General features: G+C 61.7%; 15 protein-coding genes. 2 read left to right on the forward strand and 13 right to left on the reverse strand.

The genetic code is table 11. The features are described 5' to 3' along the window. Positions 1 to 155: 155 nt before the first annotated feature. The 6 genes from hpf to LOL23_RS05835 form a co-directional block, all read right to left on the reverse strand. Positions 156 to 488, reverse strand: a complete 333-nt coding sequence (hpf, locus tag LOL23_RS05810; RefSeq protein ID WP_160978236.1) for a ribosome hibernation-promoting factor, HPF/YfiA family — start codon at positions 486 to 488, stop codon at positions 156 to 158. Positions 489 to 664: 176 nt separating this feature from the next. Beyond that, complete coding sequence (gene lptB, locus LOL23_RS05815) at positions 665 to 1,459, reverse strand: LPS export ABC transporter ATP-binding protein (RefSeq protein WP_160978234.1); 795 nt, start codon at positions 1,457 to 1,459, stop codon at positions 665 to 667. Positions 1,460 to 1,492: 33 nt separating this feature from the next. After that, positions 1,493 to 2,116, reverse strand: a complete 624-nt coding sequence (lptA, locus tag LOL23_RS05820) for a lipopolysaccharide transport periplasmic protein LptA (protein WP_160978232.1) — start codon at positions 2,114 to 2,116, stop codon at positions 1,493 to 1,495. Next, positions 2,113 to 2,763 carry an LPS export ABC transporter periplasmic protein LptC gene (gene lptC, locus LOL23_RS05825; RefSeq protein WP_160978230.1) on the reverse strand — a complete coding sequence of 217 codons (651 nt, stop codon included), beginning with the start codon at positions 2,761 to 2,763 and terminating at the stop codon, positions 2,113 to 2,115. Before lptC ends, lptA begins: the two co-directional genes overlap by 4 nt. A 12-nt stretch (positions 2,764 to 2,775) precedes the next feature. Next, on the reverse strand, positions 2,776 to 3,378 hold the full coding sequence (locus LOL23_RS05830; RefSeq protein ID WP_160978228.1) for a KdsC family phosphatase: 603 nt from the start codon (positions 3,376 to 3,378) through the stop codon (positions 2,776 to 2,778). 11 nt (positions 3,379 to 3,389) lie between these two features. Continuing rightward, positions 3,390 to 4,379, reverse strand: a complete 990-nt coding sequence (locus tag LOL23_RS05835) for a KpsF/GutQ family sugar-phosphate isomerase (RefSeq protein ID WP_160978226.1) — start codon at positions 4,377 to 4,379, stop codon at positions 3,390 to 3,392. A 146-nt stretch (positions 4,380 to 4,525) separates the two neighbouring features. Between LOL23_RS05835 and LOL23_RS05840 the strand changes: the two genes are divergently transcribed. Then, the gene (locus LOL23_RS05840) at positions 4,526 to 5,077 is read left to right on the forward strand and encodes an adenine phosphoribosyltransferase (RefSeq protein ID WP_237173271.1); all 552 of its coding nucleotides are present in this window, start codon (positions 4,526 to 4,528) and stop codon (positions 5,075 to 5,077) included. A gap of 126 nt (positions 5,078 to 5,203) precedes the next feature. Here the strand turns inward: LOL23_RS05840 and LOL23_RS05845 are convergent, their stop codons facing one another. The 7 genes from LOL23_RS05845 to LOL23_RS05875 all read right to left on the reverse strand — a co-directional run bounded on the left by LOL23_RS05845 (position 5,204) and on the right by LOL23_RS05875 (position 15,108). Next, positions 5,204 to 9,142 (reverse strand): DUF3683 domain-containing protein, encoded by a 3,939-nt coding sequence (locus tag LOL23_RS05845; protein ID WP_237173272.1) that lies wholly within the window; start codon positions 9,140 to 9,142, stop codon positions 5,204 to 5,206. 167 nt (positions 9,143 to 9,309) lie between these two features. Next, a complete protein-coding gene (locus LOL23_RS05850) occupies positions 9,310 to 10,170 on the reverse strand; it encodes a DMT family transporter (protein ID WP_237173273.1) in 861 nt (286 codons plus the stop codon). A gap of 313 nt (positions 10,171 to 10,483) precedes the next feature. After that, positions 10,484 to 11,209 carry an amino acid ABC transporter ATP-binding protein gene (locus LOL23_RS05855; protein ID WP_160978630.1) on the reverse strand — a complete coding sequence of 242 codons (726 nt, stop codon included), beginning with the start codon at positions 11,207 to 11,209 and terminating at the stop codon, positions 10,484 to 10,486. Between the two features lie 28 nt (positions 11,210 to 11,237). Beyond that, positions 11,238 to 11,918: an ABC transporter permease subunit gene (locus LOL23_RS05860; RefSeq protein ID WP_160978218.1), complete on the reverse strand. Its 681-nt coding sequence runs from the start codon at positions 11,916 to 11,918 to the stop codon at positions 11,238 to 11,240. Between the two features lie 10 nt (positions 11,919 to 11,928). Next, positions 11,929 to 12,666 (reverse strand): amino acid ABC transporter permease, encoded by a 738-nt coding sequence (locus LOL23_RS05865; RefSeq protein WP_160978216.1) that lies wholly within the window; start codon positions 12,664 to 12,666, stop codon positions 11,929 to 11,931. A 184-nt stretch (positions 12,667 to 12,850) separates the two neighbouring features. Next, positions 12,851 to 13,792: a glutamate/aspartate ABC transporter substrate-binding protein gene (locus LOL23_RS05870; RefSeq protein WP_160978214.1), complete on the reverse strand. Its 942-nt coding sequence runs from the start codon at positions 13,790 to 13,792 to the stop codon at positions 12,851 to 12,853. A gap of 26 nt (positions 13,793 to 13,818) precedes the next feature. After that, positions 13,819 to 15,108, reverse strand: a complete 1,290-nt coding sequence (locus LOL23_RS05875; protein WP_160978212.1) for a hypothetical protein — start codon at positions 15,106 to 15,108, stop codon at positions 13,819 to 13,821. Positions 15,109 to 15,454: 346 nt separating this feature from the next. Here LOL23_RS05875 and LOL23_RS05880 point away from each other — a divergent pair, with 346 nt between their 5' ends. Further along, positions 15,455 to 16,354, forward strand: a complete 900-nt coding sequence (locus LOL23_RS05880; RefSeq protein WP_160978210.1) for a LysR family transcriptional regulator — start codon at positions 15,455 to 15,457, stop codon at positions 16,352 to 16,354. The last annotated feature ends 8 nt before the right edge of the window (positions 16,355 to 16,362 follow it).

Here is a 16,362-nt window from a genome sequence, read left to right on the forward strand (position 1 = left end):
AGATTATGTCGTGGGAGGGGGCGGGCGTCATATTGGCGGCTGCCGGCCAGGACGCCAGAAACGCGAAGGCCCCAATCAGTGATTGAGGCCTCGTCCGCTATTGCCAACGTGCTCGGAGCCGGTTATGGCTGGCCTTGCGCTGGCTGGCTTTACGCCTATTGCTCGAGATTGGCAAAATCCTGACGCTTCACCGGGTCGTGCGCGTAGTTTTGCAATTGACTTTTGTATTTGATGACCTGGCGGTCGATTTTGTCCGCAACCAGATCAATGGCCGCATAGAGATTTTCGTCGACGGCTTGGCAATGGATGTCTTTGCCTGGCAGGTGCATGGTGATGTCGGCCGTGTGCCGGAGCGGTTCTGCCGAGAGAATTACCTGCGTATCGATCACGTTGTCGAAATGCCGTATTACCCGGGCCATTTTGTTGAGGACGTACTCACGGATGGCGGGGGTCACTTCAAGATGGCGCCCATTGATGCTCAGATTCATAAAAGGCTCTCCTTGGAAAAAAAATGCGCGATTGCGCGGGTGTGACGAGTGGGCTTCTCCTCTGTAACGTTGATGCAATGAATAGGGTGTATGACTTCAGTGTATAGATTGTGCGGCGTAAATCAAGGGGGGCGAAGACCCGTCGGGGGAAAGCCCTGATAAAGGTCAAATGCCTTTTACATCTTGAAGTTTTTGCCCAGGTAGACCTTGCGCACCGCCTCGTTGGCGATGATCTCGCTGGGGTGGCCATTGGTGAGCACTTTGCCTTCGCTGATGATGTAGGCGCGGTCGCAAATGCCCAGGGTTTCGCGCACGTTGTGGTCGGTGATCAGCACGCCGATATTGCGGTTTTTCAGGAAATGGACGATGCGCTGAATTTCGATCACGGCGATCGGGTCCACGCCGGCGAAGGGCTCGTCGAGCAGGATGAAGCGCGGCTGGGTGGCCAGCGCGCGGGCGATCTCTACCCGGCGGCGCTCCCCCCCCGACAGCGAGATCGCGGTGTTACGGCGAATATGCCCGATTTGCAGTTCGTCGATCAGCAGTTCGAGGTGTTCGCCGATCTGGGCGGACGACAAGGGGCGGCCGTTTTCGTTCTGCTGCAGCTCGAGCACGGCGCGGATGTTCTCTTCGACCGTCAGGCGCCGGAATACGGAGGCGTCCTGGGGCAGGTACGATAGCCCCAGACGGGCTCGCTTGTGCATGGGCATGCTGGTGATCGGGATGTCATCGATCTCGATGCGGCCGGCATCGGTGGGAACGATGCCCACGATCATGTAGAAACTGGTGGTTTTACCGGCCCCGTTGGGGCCCAGCAGGCCAACGACTTCGCCGCTGTCGACCGACAGGGAGACGTCTTGGACAACGGTGCGCTTGCCGTAGGTTTTACGCAGGCCGGTGGCGCGCAGGCTGCCGGGTTTGATGACCGGAGTCCGGGCGGCATCCGGTTTTTTCGAGGAAGGTTGGAGCATGTGTAGCGGTGGGGAGTGGCCGTCTGGCGGGAGTCAGCGCGCGGCGGGTTTTTGTGCGGGCGCGGATTTGCGTTGGCATTCGGCGCGCGCGGCGTCGATGCTTGCGCGCGGCTTGGCCAATGAGCGAACACGCCCGCCGGCCGCAGCCGAACGCGGCCCGCTGAAGGCTTCGTAGGTATCGGTTTTCTGGTGGTAGATGACGCGCTCGCCTTTGATGGTGTCAAACGGTTTGCCGCAGACATAGCGGGTGATGACGGCTTCGCCGATCATTTCCAGCTCTTCTTTCTTGCTGTCGTATTCGCCTCGCAGGCCCTCGGCCTGGATGACTTCGAACTTTTCAGGGTTTTCCTGGCGGATATGCACCAGTTTGTTCGCATTGGCAGTGGCGGTGCCGTACTGGAACCCCTGGGCGTCTTCGCGCATGACGAGTTTGTCGCTGGTGAGCTTCATCAGGCCGCGCGTCATGATGACATTGCCGGTGAATACACTTTCGCGCTTGACGTCGTCGTAATGCAGGGTGTCTGACAGGATGAGAGTGTCGGGCTCTTCGGCTGGCTTGGAGGAGCCTGAGCCCTGCGCCAGCGCGATACCGGCGGGACAGCACAGCATCGCGGCGAGCAGCCAGGCATGAAAGGGGAAGGCGCGTTGTAGTGTCATGGTTTTTGTGTGGTTCCCTGTTGACCGGAAGATGTGCTTGCAGCCGGCGCGTTCTGGGGCTGCCGGGGGCGCGATTCCGTGCCGGAGATTTTTACGTCTGTCGCCGAAAACACCCTGAGCTGACGGGTGTTGTTATCGTACCGCATGCCTTTGCCGTGCATCGTGGATTTACCGTGGACGACGAGTGCGGGTAAGGAGGTTTCAATGATGTTTTCGTCGGGCAGCAGGGTCAGTTGCTCGCTGGTAACGTCCAGCGGCGGGTTGTCGGCGTCGGGTACGCGGTGTAGCCGGGCGTTGCCCTTCATGATGATGCGCGCGCCGTCCTGGTCCATTGTGGCGGTATCGGATGTGCCGATGGTGACGGGTGACCCCGGTTTTTGGCCGACAGCGCGTGCGGCGGTTACCTGGTACGAGCCGTCGTCCGGAAAATGCAGCATGCGCTCGCCTTCGAGGCGGTTGTTGGCGATGCCGGCTGGGTCGGTGCGCACCATGACGAAATTGCTGGCCCAGGAATCGGGCTCGTGGGTGATGCGGCGCGGTGGGTCCATGGGCACGGCACGCTGCGCGTAATCGGCCGCCCACCATGTGCCAAGCACGAGGCCGAGCAGCAGGGCAATGGCGACAAGAGCGGGTGCGCGTTCTTTCATGGATAGTGCAAGTTACTGGATGGCGCCGTGTATCGTGAGCATGGCATTGGGCACGAAGAAGGCGCCCAAGCGCCGCTGTGAGGCGAGTATGAGGTCGCAGCATTCGCGCACCGCGCCCGAGCCTCCGGCGCGTTCGGCGACCCAGTGGGCGGCCTGCGAGACGTATGTGGGCGCGTTGGGTACACTGGCCGCGAAGCCGACGCGTTGCAGGGCGGCCAAATCGATGATGTCATCACCCATGTAGCCGACTTCGGACAGGCTGCAGCCGTGGCTGCGTGCCGCTTCTGTGATGGCCTGGATCTTGTCGCGCACACCCTGGCGTACGATGGCGACGCCCAGTTCGGCGGCGCGGCGCGCCACAATGGGGCCCTCGCGGCCTGTGATCAGGGCCACGCCAATGCCGCTTTCGGCAAGCAGCTTGAGGCCGTGCCCATCGAGCGCATTGAAGCGCTTGAGCTGCTCGCCGTGCTCGCCGTACCAGAGGCTGCCGTCGGTCAGCACGCCGTCGACGTCGAAGGCCATGAGGCGAACCTGGCGCGCGCGCTCGACCACGGCTGGCGCCACGCGGGCCAGAATCAGAGCTTCGGCGGGGTGAGCGATGTCTGGCAACGTCATGTTCGTAATCCTTAGATGACCTTGGCGGCGAGCAGGTCGTGCATATGTAAAGCGCCTAATAATAGCCCGGACTCATCCACGACCAGCATCTGGTTGATGCGGCCGGCATCCATGACGGTGGCGGCTTCCACCGCCAGCGCGCCCGGCCCGATGGACTTTGGCCCGCGCGTCATGCCGGCATCGACGGTGAGCGGCCGGATGTCGCCGTGGCTCGCGATCAGCCGCCGCAGGTCGCCGTCGGTGAAGATGCCAACAGCGCGGCCGTTGTCGTTGGCGATGATGGCCATGCCCATGCCCTTGGCGGACATTTCGACCAACGCCTCGGCGACTGCGGTGCCGGGCCGGACGATGGGCAGGGCATCGCCCTTGCGCATGACGTCGCTCACCAGAGTAAGCAGGCGGCGGCCCAAGGCGCCGCCCGGATGCGAACGCGCGAAGTCTTCACGGCTGAACCCGCGGGCATCCAGGCAGGCGACGGCGATGGCATCACCCAGCACAAGTGCGGCTGTCGTGCTGGCGGTGGGTGCCAGATTCAGCGGGCAGGCCTCTTGCTCGACGTGCGCGTCCAGGTGCAGGTCGGCGTTGCGGGCCAGGTCGGAGTCGGGGTGGCCGGTGATAGCAATGAGACGGGCGCCCATGCGTTTTACGACCGAAAGAACAGTAATGAGTTCCTGTGCCGCGCCTGAATAAGACAGGGCCAGCACGATGTCCTGGCTGGTGATCATGCCCAAGTCGCCGTGGATGGCTTCGGCGCCGTGCATGAAGAAGGCCGGCGTGCCGGTGGAGGCGAGTGTTGCGGCGATTTTGCGGGCGATATGGCCGGACTTTCCGATGCCGGTGACGACGACGCGGCCCTGGCAGGAAAGCAGCATGGCGACGGCCCGCTCGAAGCTGCTGTCGAGCCGGCTGTCCAGAGCTTGCAGGGCGGCGATTTCGATGGCGAAACTGCGGTGGGCCGATGCGAGTGTGCCGCCCGTCTCGGGTGCGGGTAAATTCTTCATCCGTGGATTTTAATCAATCTGCCGATGTGTGTTGCCGCGTTCATGTTTTTCATCATTAAAGGGTTATAGTGTCGGCTGCGTACCGGCCGCAATTCTCTGTTTGCCGGGTTTTACGCATTCCTCTTTTCGTCCTCCTGGGTCCCACCATGTATACTGATCCCGCCGTCTACGTCCGCAATGCGATACGTAGCGTTCCCGATTGGCCCAAACCGGGGGTTACGTTCCGCGACATCACGCCACTGCTCCAGGATCCGCGTTCATTCCGGGTGCTGGTTGACCTGTTCGTTTACCGTTATATGCGGCATCGGCTGGATCTGGTGGCGGGTATCGATGCGCGGGGTTTTATTCTGGGTTCGGTGCTGGCATACGAGCTGAATCTGGGGTTTGTGCCGGTGCGCAAGAGGGGTAAGCTGCCGTTTCGCACGGTGGCGGAGGAATACACGCTTGAATACGGCAATGCGTCGGTGGAGATGCATACCGACGCGGTGCGGCCGGGGCAGCGGGTGCTTCTGATCGACGATCTGATCGCGACAGGCGGCACGATGCTGGCGGCATCGAAATTATTGCAGCGGCTGGGGGCGAACGTAATCGAGGCGGCGGCGATTATTGATCTGCCGTTTCTGGGGGGCTCGAAGGCACTCCAGGAAACGGGCTTGCCGCTATATACGGTCTGTCAGTTCGAGAGCGAGGACGCATAGGCTTCGGTCGCGGCTGTTTCCCGGCTCAAGCAGGCGGGAACCCGAAAGGGCGAGCGATAGAAGCGATCAGCTTGCCCCGCCACGGCGCCCCGGCCAAAAAAGAGCCAGATGCGCGCCGTGGGCGTTTTATACCAAGACGCGCTCAATGCCCCCATTGTTAGCGTCGCGCACATAATTGGGCATCCAGTCCTCGCCCAGAATGTGCTTGGCCATCTCGATCACAATATAGTCCGCGTCCATCCCCGTGTCGCCCGTATAGCGCGACAAGCCCTGCAGGCACGATGGACAGGACGTCAGCATTTTGATCTCGCCCTCATAGCCATCCGCGCGCAGCGTAGCCATGTTCTTGCCCAATTCCTCTTCCTTGCGGAAACGTACCTGCGTGGAAATATCCGGCCGCGACACGGCCAGCGTGCCCGATTCGCCACAGCAGCGATCGGTCTTGATGGCCTCTTCACCCACCAGGCTGCGCACCGTCTTCATCGGATCCTGCAGCTTCATCGGCGTGTGACAGGGGTCGTGGTACATATAGCGTACCCCTTGCACGCCATCCAGCTTGATGTCTTTTTCCAGCAGATACTCGTGGATATCGATCAGCCGGCAGCCCGGGAAAATCTTGTCGAATTCATAACCTGCCAACTGGTCATAACACGTGCCGCAGCTTACGACGACCGTCTTGATATCCAGATAGTTGAGCGTCGTCGCCATGCGGTGGAAGAGCACCCGGTTATCGGTGATGATCTTCTCGGCCTTGTCATTCAGGCCATTGCCGCGCTGCGGATAGCCGCAGCAGAGGTAACCCGGCGGCAGCACGGTTTGCACGCCAGCGTGCCACAGCATGGCCTGGGTCGCCAGGCCTACCTGCGAAAACAGGCGCTCGGAGCCGCAGCCCGGAAAGTAGAAAACCGCCTCGGTGTCCGACGATGTCTTTCGCGGGTCGCGGATAATCGGCACATAGGAAGGGTCTTCGATATCCAGCAGCTTGCGGGCGGTCTGCTTGGGCAGGCCGCCAGGCATCTTGCGGTTGACGAAGTGGATGACCTGTTCGCGGATCGGCGCCTTGCCCACCGTAGCCGGCGGGTGGTTGGCCTGCTTGCGGGCAGGCGCTGCCATCACGTCGTGCGCCAGACGCTGGGCCTTATAGCCTAGGTCTATCATGGCCGTGCGGGTGGCCTTGATCACGCGTGGGTCTTTGGCGTTCAGGAAGAACATCGCCGCCGTGGTGCCGGGGTTGAACGATTTCTTGCCCATGCGGCGCAGCAGGGCGCGCATTTCCATGGACACATCGCCAAAATCGATATCCACCGGGCAGGGGTTGTAGCACTTGTGGCAAATCGTGCAGTGGTCGCCCACATCTTCGAACTCTTCCCAGTGCTTCAAACTCACGCCGCGGCGCGTCTGCTCTTCGTACAGGAAGGCTTCGATCAGCAACGACGTGGCCAGAATCTTGTTGCGTGGCGAATACAGCAAGTTGGCGCGCGGCACGTGGGTGGCGCACACCGGCTTGCACTTGCCGCAGCGCAGACAGTCTTTGATCGCATTGGAAATCGAGCCGATCTCGCTGCGCTGCATGATCAGCGATTCATGGCCCAGCAGGTTGAAGCTGGGCGTCCAGGCATTGCGAAGGTCGGCGCCTGGCAGCAGCTTGCCGGCGTTGAAGTGGCCATTGGGGTCGACGCGGCGCTTGTAGCCCTGGAAGGGGGCGAGCTCTTCATCGGTGAGGAACTCGTACTTTGTCAGGCCAATGCCGTGCTCGCCCGAGATGACGCCGTCCAGATTGCGGGCGATCTGCATGATGCGCGCAACGGCTTCATTGGCCTCGCGCAGCATGCCATAGTCGTCGGAATTGACGGGGATGTTGGTGTGCACGTTGCCATCGCCCGCATGCATATGCAGAGCCACAAAGACACGGCTCTTCAGGATGCGGTCATGCAAGGCCTGGATTTCGGCCAGCACGGCGGCATGGTCGGCGCCGGCGAAACAGCGCTCCATGGCGGCGCGCACTTCTGCCTTCCACGAGACGCGTATGGTGTGATCCTGTACCACGTTGAAGACTGTAGCGTCGGGCTGCACGCCCAGGCGCTGCCGCAGGTGTGGCAGTTGTTCTTCCAGGCCCAGCTTATCCAGGGTTTGCATGGCTTGTGCCAGCGGCAGATCCAGGTTGTCCAGCAGCCACTGCCAGCGTTGGCGTACGATACCAACATGGGTCAGCGCGTCCTGCCGGCGTTCGGCCAGGATTTCCTCGCGGGTGTGTTCCGCGTCTTCGTGGTCTTCGACCTTGCCGATGGGCAGTTCGCCATTCAGGAAGATGTCGAGTTCATCCAGAAAGCGCAGCTTGTTGCGGGTGGACAGCTCAATGTTGATGCGTTCGATGGCATCGGTGTATTCGCCCATGCGGTTGAGCGGTATCACCACATCTTCGTTGATCTTGAAGGCATTGGTGTGGCGAGCGATCGCGGCCGTTCGGGCGCGGTCGAGCCAGAATTTCTTGCGTGCTTCGGCACTTACCGCCACAAAGCCTTCGCCGTGGCGGGTATTGGCAATGCGCACCACCTCACTGGCGGCAGCCGCTACCGCATCGGCGTCGTCGCCGACGATGTCGCCGATCAACACCATTTTGGGCAGGCCGCCGCGCTTGCTTTTGGTGGCATAACCAACGGCGCGCAGATAGCGTTCGTCCAGGTGCTCGAGGCCGGCCAGGATGGCGCCGCGTTCGCGGCCCGGGCCGTCAAGGTAATTTTTGACTTCGACAATGGACGGCACGGCGTCCCGCGCCTGGCCGAAGAACTCCATACAGACAGTGCGCGTGTGCGCGGGCATGCGGTGCAGCACCCAGCGTGCGGCTGTGATCAGGCCGTCGCAGCCTTCTTTCTGGATGCCGGGCAGGCCAGCCAGGAATTTGTCGGTGACGTCTTTGCCCAGGCCAACTTTGCGGAAGGTAGAGCCGGGAATGGTGAGGGTTTCTTTGCGCAGGGGGATGACGCCTGGCGCGGCTGTGCCGTCTGACCAGGCCAGCTCGAAGCGAGCTTCGGCGGCGTCGTGGATTTTGCCCAGGTTGTGGTCCAGGCGGGTAACGTCGAGCCAATTGCCGTCTGGATCGACCATGCGCCACCAGGCCAGGTTGTCGAGCGCGGTGCCCCAGAGCACGGCTTTTTTGCCCCCCGCGTTCATGGCCACGTTGCCGCCCACACAGGAAGCATCGGCCGAGGTGGGGTCGACCGCAAAGACGTGGCCGACGGCTTCCGCGGCTTCGGCCACGCGCCGTGTGACAACCCCAGCCCCCGTCAGAATGGTACGCACGGGTTCGTTGACGCCGGGGAGCTCGGAAACTTCGACCGGGCCGATGGCGTCGAGCTTTTCAGTGTTGATGACCGCCGAACGGGCGGTGAGCGGGATGGCACCGCCGGTATAGCCGGTGCCGCCGCCGCGTGGGATGATGGTCAAGCCCAGTGCGATACAGGCGCGCACCAACGCGGCCATTTCGTTTTCGTGGTCGGGCGTGAGGACAACAAAGGGGTATTCCACGCGCCAATCGGTGGCATCAGTAACGTGCGACACACGTGACAGGCCGTCGAACTTGATATTTTGCTTGTGGGTGATGGCGGACAGCTTGCGCACCACTTTTTTGCGCAGTTCGCCCGTCTGGACGAAATCACGCTCGAAATCGGCCACCGCGGCACGGGCCGCAGCCAGCAGGCTGGCCACTTTGGCGTCGCGATCCGCCACGTGGTGCTCCCGTCGCTGGTCGATCGCGTTCAGGCGGTGATCAAGTGCTTCGGTGAGCTGGTGGCGGCGTTTTGGGTTTTCGAGCAGGTCGTCGAACAAATAAGGGTTGCGGCGCACTACCCAGATATCGCCCAGCACCTCGAACAGCATGCGCGCGGAGCGGCCGGTGCGGCGTTCGCTGCGCAGTTCGGACAACAGTTGCCACGCATCGTCGCCGAGCAGCCGACAGACGATTTCGCGATCGGAGTAGGAGGTGTAGTTATAGGGGATTTCGCGAAGGCGCGGCGCGGTGTGCGCCGCCTGAGTGGCGAGCAGATGGCTGGCGAGGGGGGCGTTCATGACCTAAAGTGAAAAGATTGGGCCCTTAAAGAGATAGTGTAAGGGAAAACGCGAAAGTTTATCCACACACGGCTTGGGCGTCACCCCAACGGCCGCACGGCCAGCCGCTGGCTCATCGATGGATCACGTTGGTCACGCCAGTTGCAGCGTGCCCAGCTGTCGCTGCATCAGGCGTATTTTTTTGCCCCCGCCACGCAGATCACGGCGGCCAGCGTGGCCAGCAGCATGCTCCAACTCACGTGTTCACGCAGCAGCAGGGCTGCCAGGCCAAGCCCCATGAAGGGCTGGAGCAGCTGTAGCTGGCCGACGGCCGCGATGCCGCCCTGCGCCAAGCCGCGATACCAGAAGACAAAGCCAATCAGCATGCTGAACAGCGAGACGTAGGCCAGGCCGAGCCATGCCGGCATGCCGACATGCTCGAATGATGCAGGCATGGTCAGCAGCGCAATCGCCAGCATGATGGGCAGCGACAGCACCAGCGCCCAACTGATGGCCTGCCAGCCGCCCAGCCTTCGGGAGAGGCGGGCGCCTTCGGCATAGCCCAGGCCGCAGGCGACGATCGCGCCCAGCATCAGCAAGTCTCCCTGAAGCGAGGCCTGAAAATCGGCCGTGGCTGCAAAGCCGGCGACGAAAGCGGCGCCGGCCATGGAAAACAGCCAGAAGGCGGGACGAGGGCGCTCACCACCGCGGATGACCGCAAAAACTGCCGTGCATAGCGGCAGCAGCCCGACGAAGACGATGGAATGCGCGGAGGTGATGTGCTGGAGTGCCAGCGCAGTCAGCAGCGGGAAGCCGACAACGACGCCCAGTGCGCTCACCGCGAGCGCGGGCACATCGGCCGCGCTGGGTCGAGGTTGCCGAAGCGCCAGCAGCAGCGCCAGGCCCAGCAGAGCGGCAATGGCCGCGCGCGCACTGGTGAGGAAAGCCGGGTCGAAGTCGGCAACGGCCGCGCGCGTTGCGGGCAGCGAGCCCGCGAAGATTGCAACGCCGATAAATCCGTTGACCCATCCGCTGCTTGTTTTATCCATCGAATGCTCCGTACTTGGCGGGGTATTAGTAAAGCATCGATGGAGAGCTTAAGCCAGATACGGCGTGGAGGGGACGCGGCTGCCTCGCCACACTATGAGGCATGGGCCAAGGTGTATCGCGTACAGGTGCGGGGGCGAGCGCCGGCCGGGCCCCACGCGCCAAGTAGAGCGTCGTATCGCGTACAGACGCGGGGCGCGCTGTACACATCGAATGGCCCGGACGTGGAGAAGCCTGGCGCCGCGCCCAAGCATATGCACAAGCGCGCAGTGCTCGCGCACTACGCGGCACTGCGCCGGGGCGGTGGGGCCAGCCTCAGTGCAGTACTTTCTCCAGGAAGTCGCGCGCGCGCTCGGAGCGGGGGCTGTTGAAGAAGGCCTCGGTGGTGTCGGTTTCGACGATGGCACCGGCATCCATAAACACGATTTTGTCGGCCACTTTCTTGGCAAAACCCATTTCATGGGTCACACAGAGCATCGTCATGCCTTCGTGGGCCAGTTCGACCATCACCGCGAGTACTTCGTTGATCATCTCCGGATCGAGTGCGGACGTGGGTTCGTCGAACAGCATCACTTCGGGATCCATGCACAGTGAACGGGCGATGGCCACGCGCTGCTGCTGTCCGCCTGAGAGCTGGCTGGGGTATTTGTGGGCGTGTGCTTCCAGGCCTACACGTTCGAGCAGGGCCTGGCCCTTCTTCTTTGCTGCGTCGGCCTTGCGCCCCAGCACTTTTTCCTGAGCGATGGTGAGGTTTTGCAGTACCGTCAGGTGGGGGAAAAGCTCGAAGTGCTGGAACACCATGCCGATGCGCTTGCGCAGGTCGGACAGCTTCATGCCGCCGCTGTGAATGGACTGGCCCTTGAACAGGATGTCGCCCTGCTGGAAATCTTCCAGGCCGTTGATAAGCTTGATGAGGGTGGACTTGCCGGAGCCCGACGGGCCACAGAACACCACGACCTCACCGGGCGCGACGCTGACGCTGCAGTCGCTCAGCGCCTGGAATTTCCCATACCATTTGGAAACGTTTTTGAGTTCTATCATGTTGCCTTGCGGTTTGTCGGAAGATTGCTTAGCCATGTTGTGTCCTTTGCTGAACCATTTTCACCAGGATGCTCAGGGTTGAGCAGATGGCCCAGTACACCAGGCCCGCGAACAGCAGCATTTGCACCAATGTGCCGTCGCGTTCGCCGATACTGACGGCGTTGCGGAAGAAGTCGCCCAAGGCGATGACATAGACCAGGGAGGTATCCTGGAAAATGACGATGCACTGGGTAAGCATGATGGGCATCATCGCTTTGAATGCCTGCGGCAGGATAATGTAGCGCATGGTTTGGAAGGGTGTCATGCCCAGTGAGCGGGCGGCGTAGAACTGCCCGCGGGAAAGGCCCAGGATGCCAGCGCGGACGATCTCTGCGAAGAAGGCGCCCTCAAGCAGCGAAAACGCGACCATGGCCGAAACCAGGCGGATGTCGACGCTTGGCGAAAGGTCGAAAACGGCTTTGAGCACCTGCGGCACGATCAGGAAGAACCACAGCAGCAGCATCACCAGCGGGATCGACCGGAACAGCGAGATATAACTCTGGGCGAGCAACACCAGTATGCGTGACTTGGACACGGCGCACAGCGCCAGTACCGTGCCCCAGGCGATGCCGCAGACGATGGCCACGAAAGTAACCTTGAGGGTGATCCAGGCGCCGACGATGAGGATGTCGCGCGAGGCGAACAGTGCGGAGAAGTCGAAGTGCAGCATGGCGGTTCTCCTAGTTGCCCATCAGGCCGGGGCGCACACTGCGTTGGCGAACCCAGCCCATGAAGCGGATGATGATGAAATTTATGAGCATATAAGCCAGCGTCACGACGATGAATGATTCGTACGGCTGCGCGGTGTAGTCGACCAGTTGGCGTGCCTGGCCGCTCAGCTCGAGCAGGCCGATGGTGGAGGCGACGGCGGAATTCTTGGAAATGATCAGGAACTCGGATGTCAGCGGTGGCAGGATGCGGCGAAACACCTGAGGCAGGATGATGTAGCGGTACGTCTGGGCCAGGGTGAAGCCTAGCGACATGCCGGCGTGCCGCTGCCCCCGGGGCAGGGCCTCAACGCCGGCGCGCAGTTGTTCGCAGATGCGCGAGCCGGTGTAGATGCCCAGCGCAAACACCGAGACGATGAAGAACTGCAGATTGGGCTCAATGCCCTTGATCCAGTCGCCCACGGAGGTGGGCAGTATTTCGGGTACCACGAAGTACCAGATGAAAAACTGCACGATCAGCGGGACGTTGCGAAAGACGGAGACGTAGGTGGTGCCGACAGCGCGTGGTAGGCGCCCCGGGAGGGTACGCAGAATGCCAAAGAGCGTGCCCGATGCCAGCGCCAGTATCCAGGCGCACACCGTCAGCGCGAAGGTGATGGCGAAGCCACTGAAGATCCATTGCAGATAGGTGGCGTCTTCGCCGGTCAAGACCGGCTGAAGCAGAACATGCCAGTTCCAGTTGTAATCCATGGGGCGTCCGTGAAAAAGAAGGGGACGTGCCGCCAGAGAGGCGGCCGGCGCCTGCGAGTGGCTCGGCGGTGCGGCAAGATGGCGGGCGCGGTTGGCGCGCGGGTTACGCCCGGGCGGCCGCGGCCTTGGGGGCCGTGCCCGCCCGGATCAGCGTTGTGCGATGCGGGCCGGCGCTGCCCGGCGCTCAGGGGGAGATTTTGTCGTTGGGGTTGGCGAACAGCGTCTTCATGGCGTCAGACATGGGGAAGTCCAGGTTCAGTTGCTTGGGAGGAATCGGGCTCATGAACCATTTTTTGTAAATGACTTCGCCCTTGCCCGACTTCTGGACGTCGGCGATGGCGCTGTCCAGCAGGGCCTTCATCTGCGCATCACCCTTGCGCACCATGCAGCCATAGGTTTCGTACGATTGCGGCGTGCCGGTGATGATGTAGTCGGCAGGATTCTTGGTTTTGGCGCGTTCGCCAGCCAGCAGAGCGTCGTCCATCATCATGGCCTTGGCGCGGCCCGTAGACAAGGTCAGGAAGGATTCGGCGTGATCCTTGGCGCTGATGATGCGCATGTCCATGTCCTTCTCGGCATTCAGTTTGCGCAGCAGGATTTCCGACGTTGTGCCGGCGCCCACGACGACATTCTTGCCTTTGAGATCGGAAAAGTCTTTGATGCCGGAACCATTGTGGGTAAGCAGCCGGGTGCTGATGATGAAAATGCTATTGGAGAAGTCGACCTGCTTCTCGCGCGATTCGTTATGCGTGGTCGTGTTGCATTCGAAGTCGATGGTGCCGTTCTGCAGCAGCGAGATGCGGTTCTGCGACGTAATGGGCAGGCGGCGCACCTGCAGATTGGGCAGGTTCAGTTCCTGCTTGATGCGATCCAGCACCAGATTGGTGAAATCGACCGAGTAGCCGATGGGCTGCTTGCTGTCGTCGTAGTACGAGAAGGGGATGGATGCCTCGCGGTAGCCCACGACGACCACGCCGTCGTCCTTGATCTTCTTGAGGGTGCCGGTAAGTTCGGCGGCGCTTGCCGACAGGGCGGGCAGCGCCAGCAGGCCGGCCGCGACGAAAGCGGCGCGAAGCAGCGGGGTAAGGGTGGGAGCCTTGCGGGCTTTTGCAGTGAGAGTAGTCATGATGTCTCCGGGTGGATGTTGGCCGTTCAGGCCTTGTTGACGAGGGTTGTGACGTCGATGATGTACATCTGGCGCTCGTGCTCGTGCACGGAATCGATGCATACCAGGTTGCCGTCGCGGCTCCAGCGCGGGTGCAGATCGCAACGGTTTTCTTTGCGCAGCTTGGGGTCGGTGTAGAAGCTGCCCAGGTCGTAGCGTACGTCGTTGTCGCAGTCGTACATGATCAGAATGCGCTCGTTGGTGACCGGATCTGGGTAGGTGTCGGTCAGCAGCCAACGCTTGCTCACTGGCGAGAAGGTCATGTGGCCGTTCTCGGTCAGGATGCCGTTGCCGATGACGCGGGCCTGAGCGGCGTCATTGTCGGTATATAGGTGGTAGTGGATGCTGCCGTTGTGCGGACCCCAGACAATGATATGGGTGTCGTCTTGCCACAGGGGGTGTGAAATCTGGTATTCGGACTTTTCGTAATCGTAGGTGCCCACGGCATTGGGGTCGAAATCGTCGGCCAATTGGGGCAGCGGGTGATCCGAGCATTCGAGCAGGCGCAGGTTGCCGCCGTCTGGGTCCATGGTGATCAGGCGGTGCAGAAAGCACGTTTCATCTTCAACGCGCTCGGTCCAGCGGTGCAGGAACAGGATGCGGTTGGAGGCCGGGTTGATCTCGATGTGGCTGATCCAGTGGATTGCCTTGTCCATGGACGCACGGTGGTGGAAATTCTTGAGCTGATCGTAGCTGACCAGCAGCCGTGTTTCGCCTGTGTTGAGATCGATGCCATGGATGCCGTCGTCGGCCGGGCACAGCGGCATGTTCTGGCGCTTTCCGCCCCGCTCGCTGTAGCCAATGGTTTCATGGGTGATGTACAGGCGGCTGTAATCGACCGTGACTGCATATTGGCTGTTGGGGGCGGCAACGTAGAAGGGGGTGTCGAGGTAGCGGGTTTCGCCGGTGGCCACGTTGTAAATGGCCGAGCCGAACCCTGGATAGACGCCGGTGTCGCTGTCGCGGCGCACGTTGTAGATGAATTGCAGGCCGTCCGCGCCGTCCAGCCATTGCAGTTGGCAGCCCATTTGCCAGTTCCAGGCGGTGGTGGTGCCGCAGCTGTAAAAGCGGTCGTTGTCTTGAAGGTCGAAATAACCGACCTCGGCCACGAGGTCTGGCGTGAGATCGGCATCCATCATGGCGACGCGATTGGCCAACATGTAGCGGTCGCTGCGATCCCAGACGGTTTTGTCGTAGTAACCGAAGAAATGATGCTTGCCGTCGTTGCCGACGCGGCGCACAGGACAGGGAAACTTTACGGGATGAAATGTGGTCATGGCGGGAGGCTGGGGCGATGTATGCCGCGTGGGCCGTCTTGCGGCTCAGGCGCGGGCCTGGTGGAATCGGTTGCTCGTTTTGCGCGCCAGCATGGGTATTGCAGGCTGCGCGGCTTCTGCGGGGAATTATAGGAATGGCAATGAATACGGGATAATTCTTTTTTGATCCATTGCTATTCAGTTTGGGTATACTGTCTTGCCAAGCTTGACGAGTGTGCGCCCGGTCTATTCACTGGGTAGTCGTGGCGCGTTGCCGGGCGTGCCCGTTTTCACGCTTTGGGCGGTCGTACGGGGCTTGCCAGCCTTGTGCACCGCCTGCCCTCACCGTTTACTGTTTCCGTCCGACATGTCGCGTCCCCTCAATTTCCAGCAGATCCAGGCCTTCAAGGCCGTCATGGAAACCGGCACTACCACCAAGGCCGCGCTCGCACTCAATACCACGCAGCCGTCCATCAGCCGCCGCCTTGCCGAGTTGCGTGCCGCCACGGGGTTGGAGCTGTTCGATCTGTACAACGGGCGCTTGCGCCCCACCCGCGAGGGCAGCCAGCTCTACCAGGCGGTACGCAAGCATTTTGACGGCCTTGAGAAAATCGAATCCGCAGTGCAGATCCTGCGCCGCTCGGGCACCGGCGTGCTGCGCATCGGCAGTACTCCCACGCTGGCGGCGGGCATGCTGCCTGACATCGTCGCCCGGTTCATGCGCCAGCATCCCGGCATCTACGTCAACCTGCAAACGCTGGGCACGCCCCAGCTTACCGAGCACCTGCGGCAGGGTTTGATCGATTTTGTGCTCACCACGGGTACGATCGAGCAGAACGACATTGTGTCGTCGCTACTGATGCGCGCCAGCGCGGTGTGTGTGATGCCGCGCGAGCATCCGCTTGCCAGCGTCGAGACGGTAGGCCTGGAAGGCCTGCACAAGCACAAGCTGATCCTGCTCAATGATACCGACGACATCGTGATCGCCATGCGCGCGCAACTGCGCAATCACGAGTATCCCGACGACATCGCAATCGAGACCAACTCGTCGATCACGATCTGTTCGCTGGTGGCGGCGGGCGCGGGCGTGGGTATCGTCAACCCTTTCGTGGCCAAGAGCTTTGCCGACCGGCTGGTGGTCAAGCCGCTGCGCCCAAGCATCGGTATGGAGGTCACGCTGGCACGCTCGGTGACACTGGCGCCGTCGGTGCTGGCCAACCGTTTCATTGAGCTCCTTGAGGCATCGCTGCGCGAGCTGCCGGGCTGAACAATGCT

The organism is Paracandidimonas lactea (assembly GCF_021653995.1).
GTDB classification, from domain to species: Bacteria; Pseudomonadota; Gammaproteobacteria; order Burkholderiales; family Burkholderiaceae_B; genus Allopusillimonas; species Allopusillimonas lactea.

Bases quoted from the DNA above. Each gene is read 5' to 3' on its own strand.
- hpf (WP_160978236.1), bottom strand. From the start codon at position 488: ATGAATCTGAGCATCAATGGGCGCCATCTTGAAGTGACCCCCGCCATC.
- lptB (WP_160978234.1), bottom strand. From the start codon at position 1,459: ATGCTCCAACCTTCCTCGAAAAAACCGGATGCCGCCCGGACTCCGGTC.
- lptA (WP_160978232.1), bottom strand. From the start codon at position 2,116: ATGACACTACAACGCGCCTTCCCCTTTCATGCCTGGCTGCTCGCCGCG.
- lptC (WP_160978230.1), bottom strand. From the start codon at position 2,763: ATGAAAGAACGCGCACCCGCTCTTGTCGCCATTGCCCTGCTGCTCGGC.
- LOL23_RS05830 (WP_160978228.1), bottom strand. From the start codon at position 3,378: ATGACGTTGCCAGACATCGCTCACCCCGCCGAAGCTCTGATTCTGGCC.
- LOL23_RS05835 (WP_160978226.1), bottom strand. From the start codon at position 4,379: ATGAAGAATTTACCCGCACCCGAGACGGGCGGCACACTCGCATCGGCC.
- LOL23_RS05840 (WP_237173271.1), top strand. From the start codon at position 4,526: ATGTATACTGATCCCGCCGTCTACGTCCGCAATGCGATACGTAGCGTT.
- LOL23_RS05845 (WP_237173272.1), bottom strand. From the start codon at position 9,142: ATGAACGCCCCCCTCGCCAGCCATCTGCTCGCCACTCAGGCGGCGCAC.
- LOL23_RS05850 (WP_237173273.1), bottom strand. From the start codon at position 10,170: ATGGATAAAACAAGCAGCGGATGGGTCAACGGATTTATCGGCGTTGCA.
- LOL23_RS05855 (WP_160978630.1), bottom strand. From the start codon at position 11,209: ATGATAGAACTCAAAAACGTTTCCAAATGGTATGGGAAATTCCAGGCG.
- LOL23_RS05860 (WP_160978218.1), bottom strand. From the start codon at position 11,918: ATGCTGCACTTCGACTTCTCCGCACTGTTCGCCTCGCGCGACATCCTC.
- LOL23_RS05865 (WP_160978216.1), bottom strand. From the start codon at position 12,666: ATGGATTACAACTGGAACTGGCATGTTCTGCTTCAGCCGGTCTTGACC.
- LOL23_RS05870 (WP_160978214.1), bottom strand. From the start codon at position 13,792: ATGACTACTCTCACTGCAAAAGCCCGCAAGGCTCCCACCCTTACCCCG.
- LOL23_RS05875 (WP_160978212.1), bottom strand. From the start codon at position 15,108: ATGACCACATTTCATCCCGTAAAGTTTCCCTGTCCTGTGCGCCGCGTC.
- LOL23_RS05880 (WP_160978210.1), top strand. From the start codon at position 15,455: ATGTCGCGTCCCCTCAATTTCCAGCAGATCCAGGCCTTCAAGGCCGTC.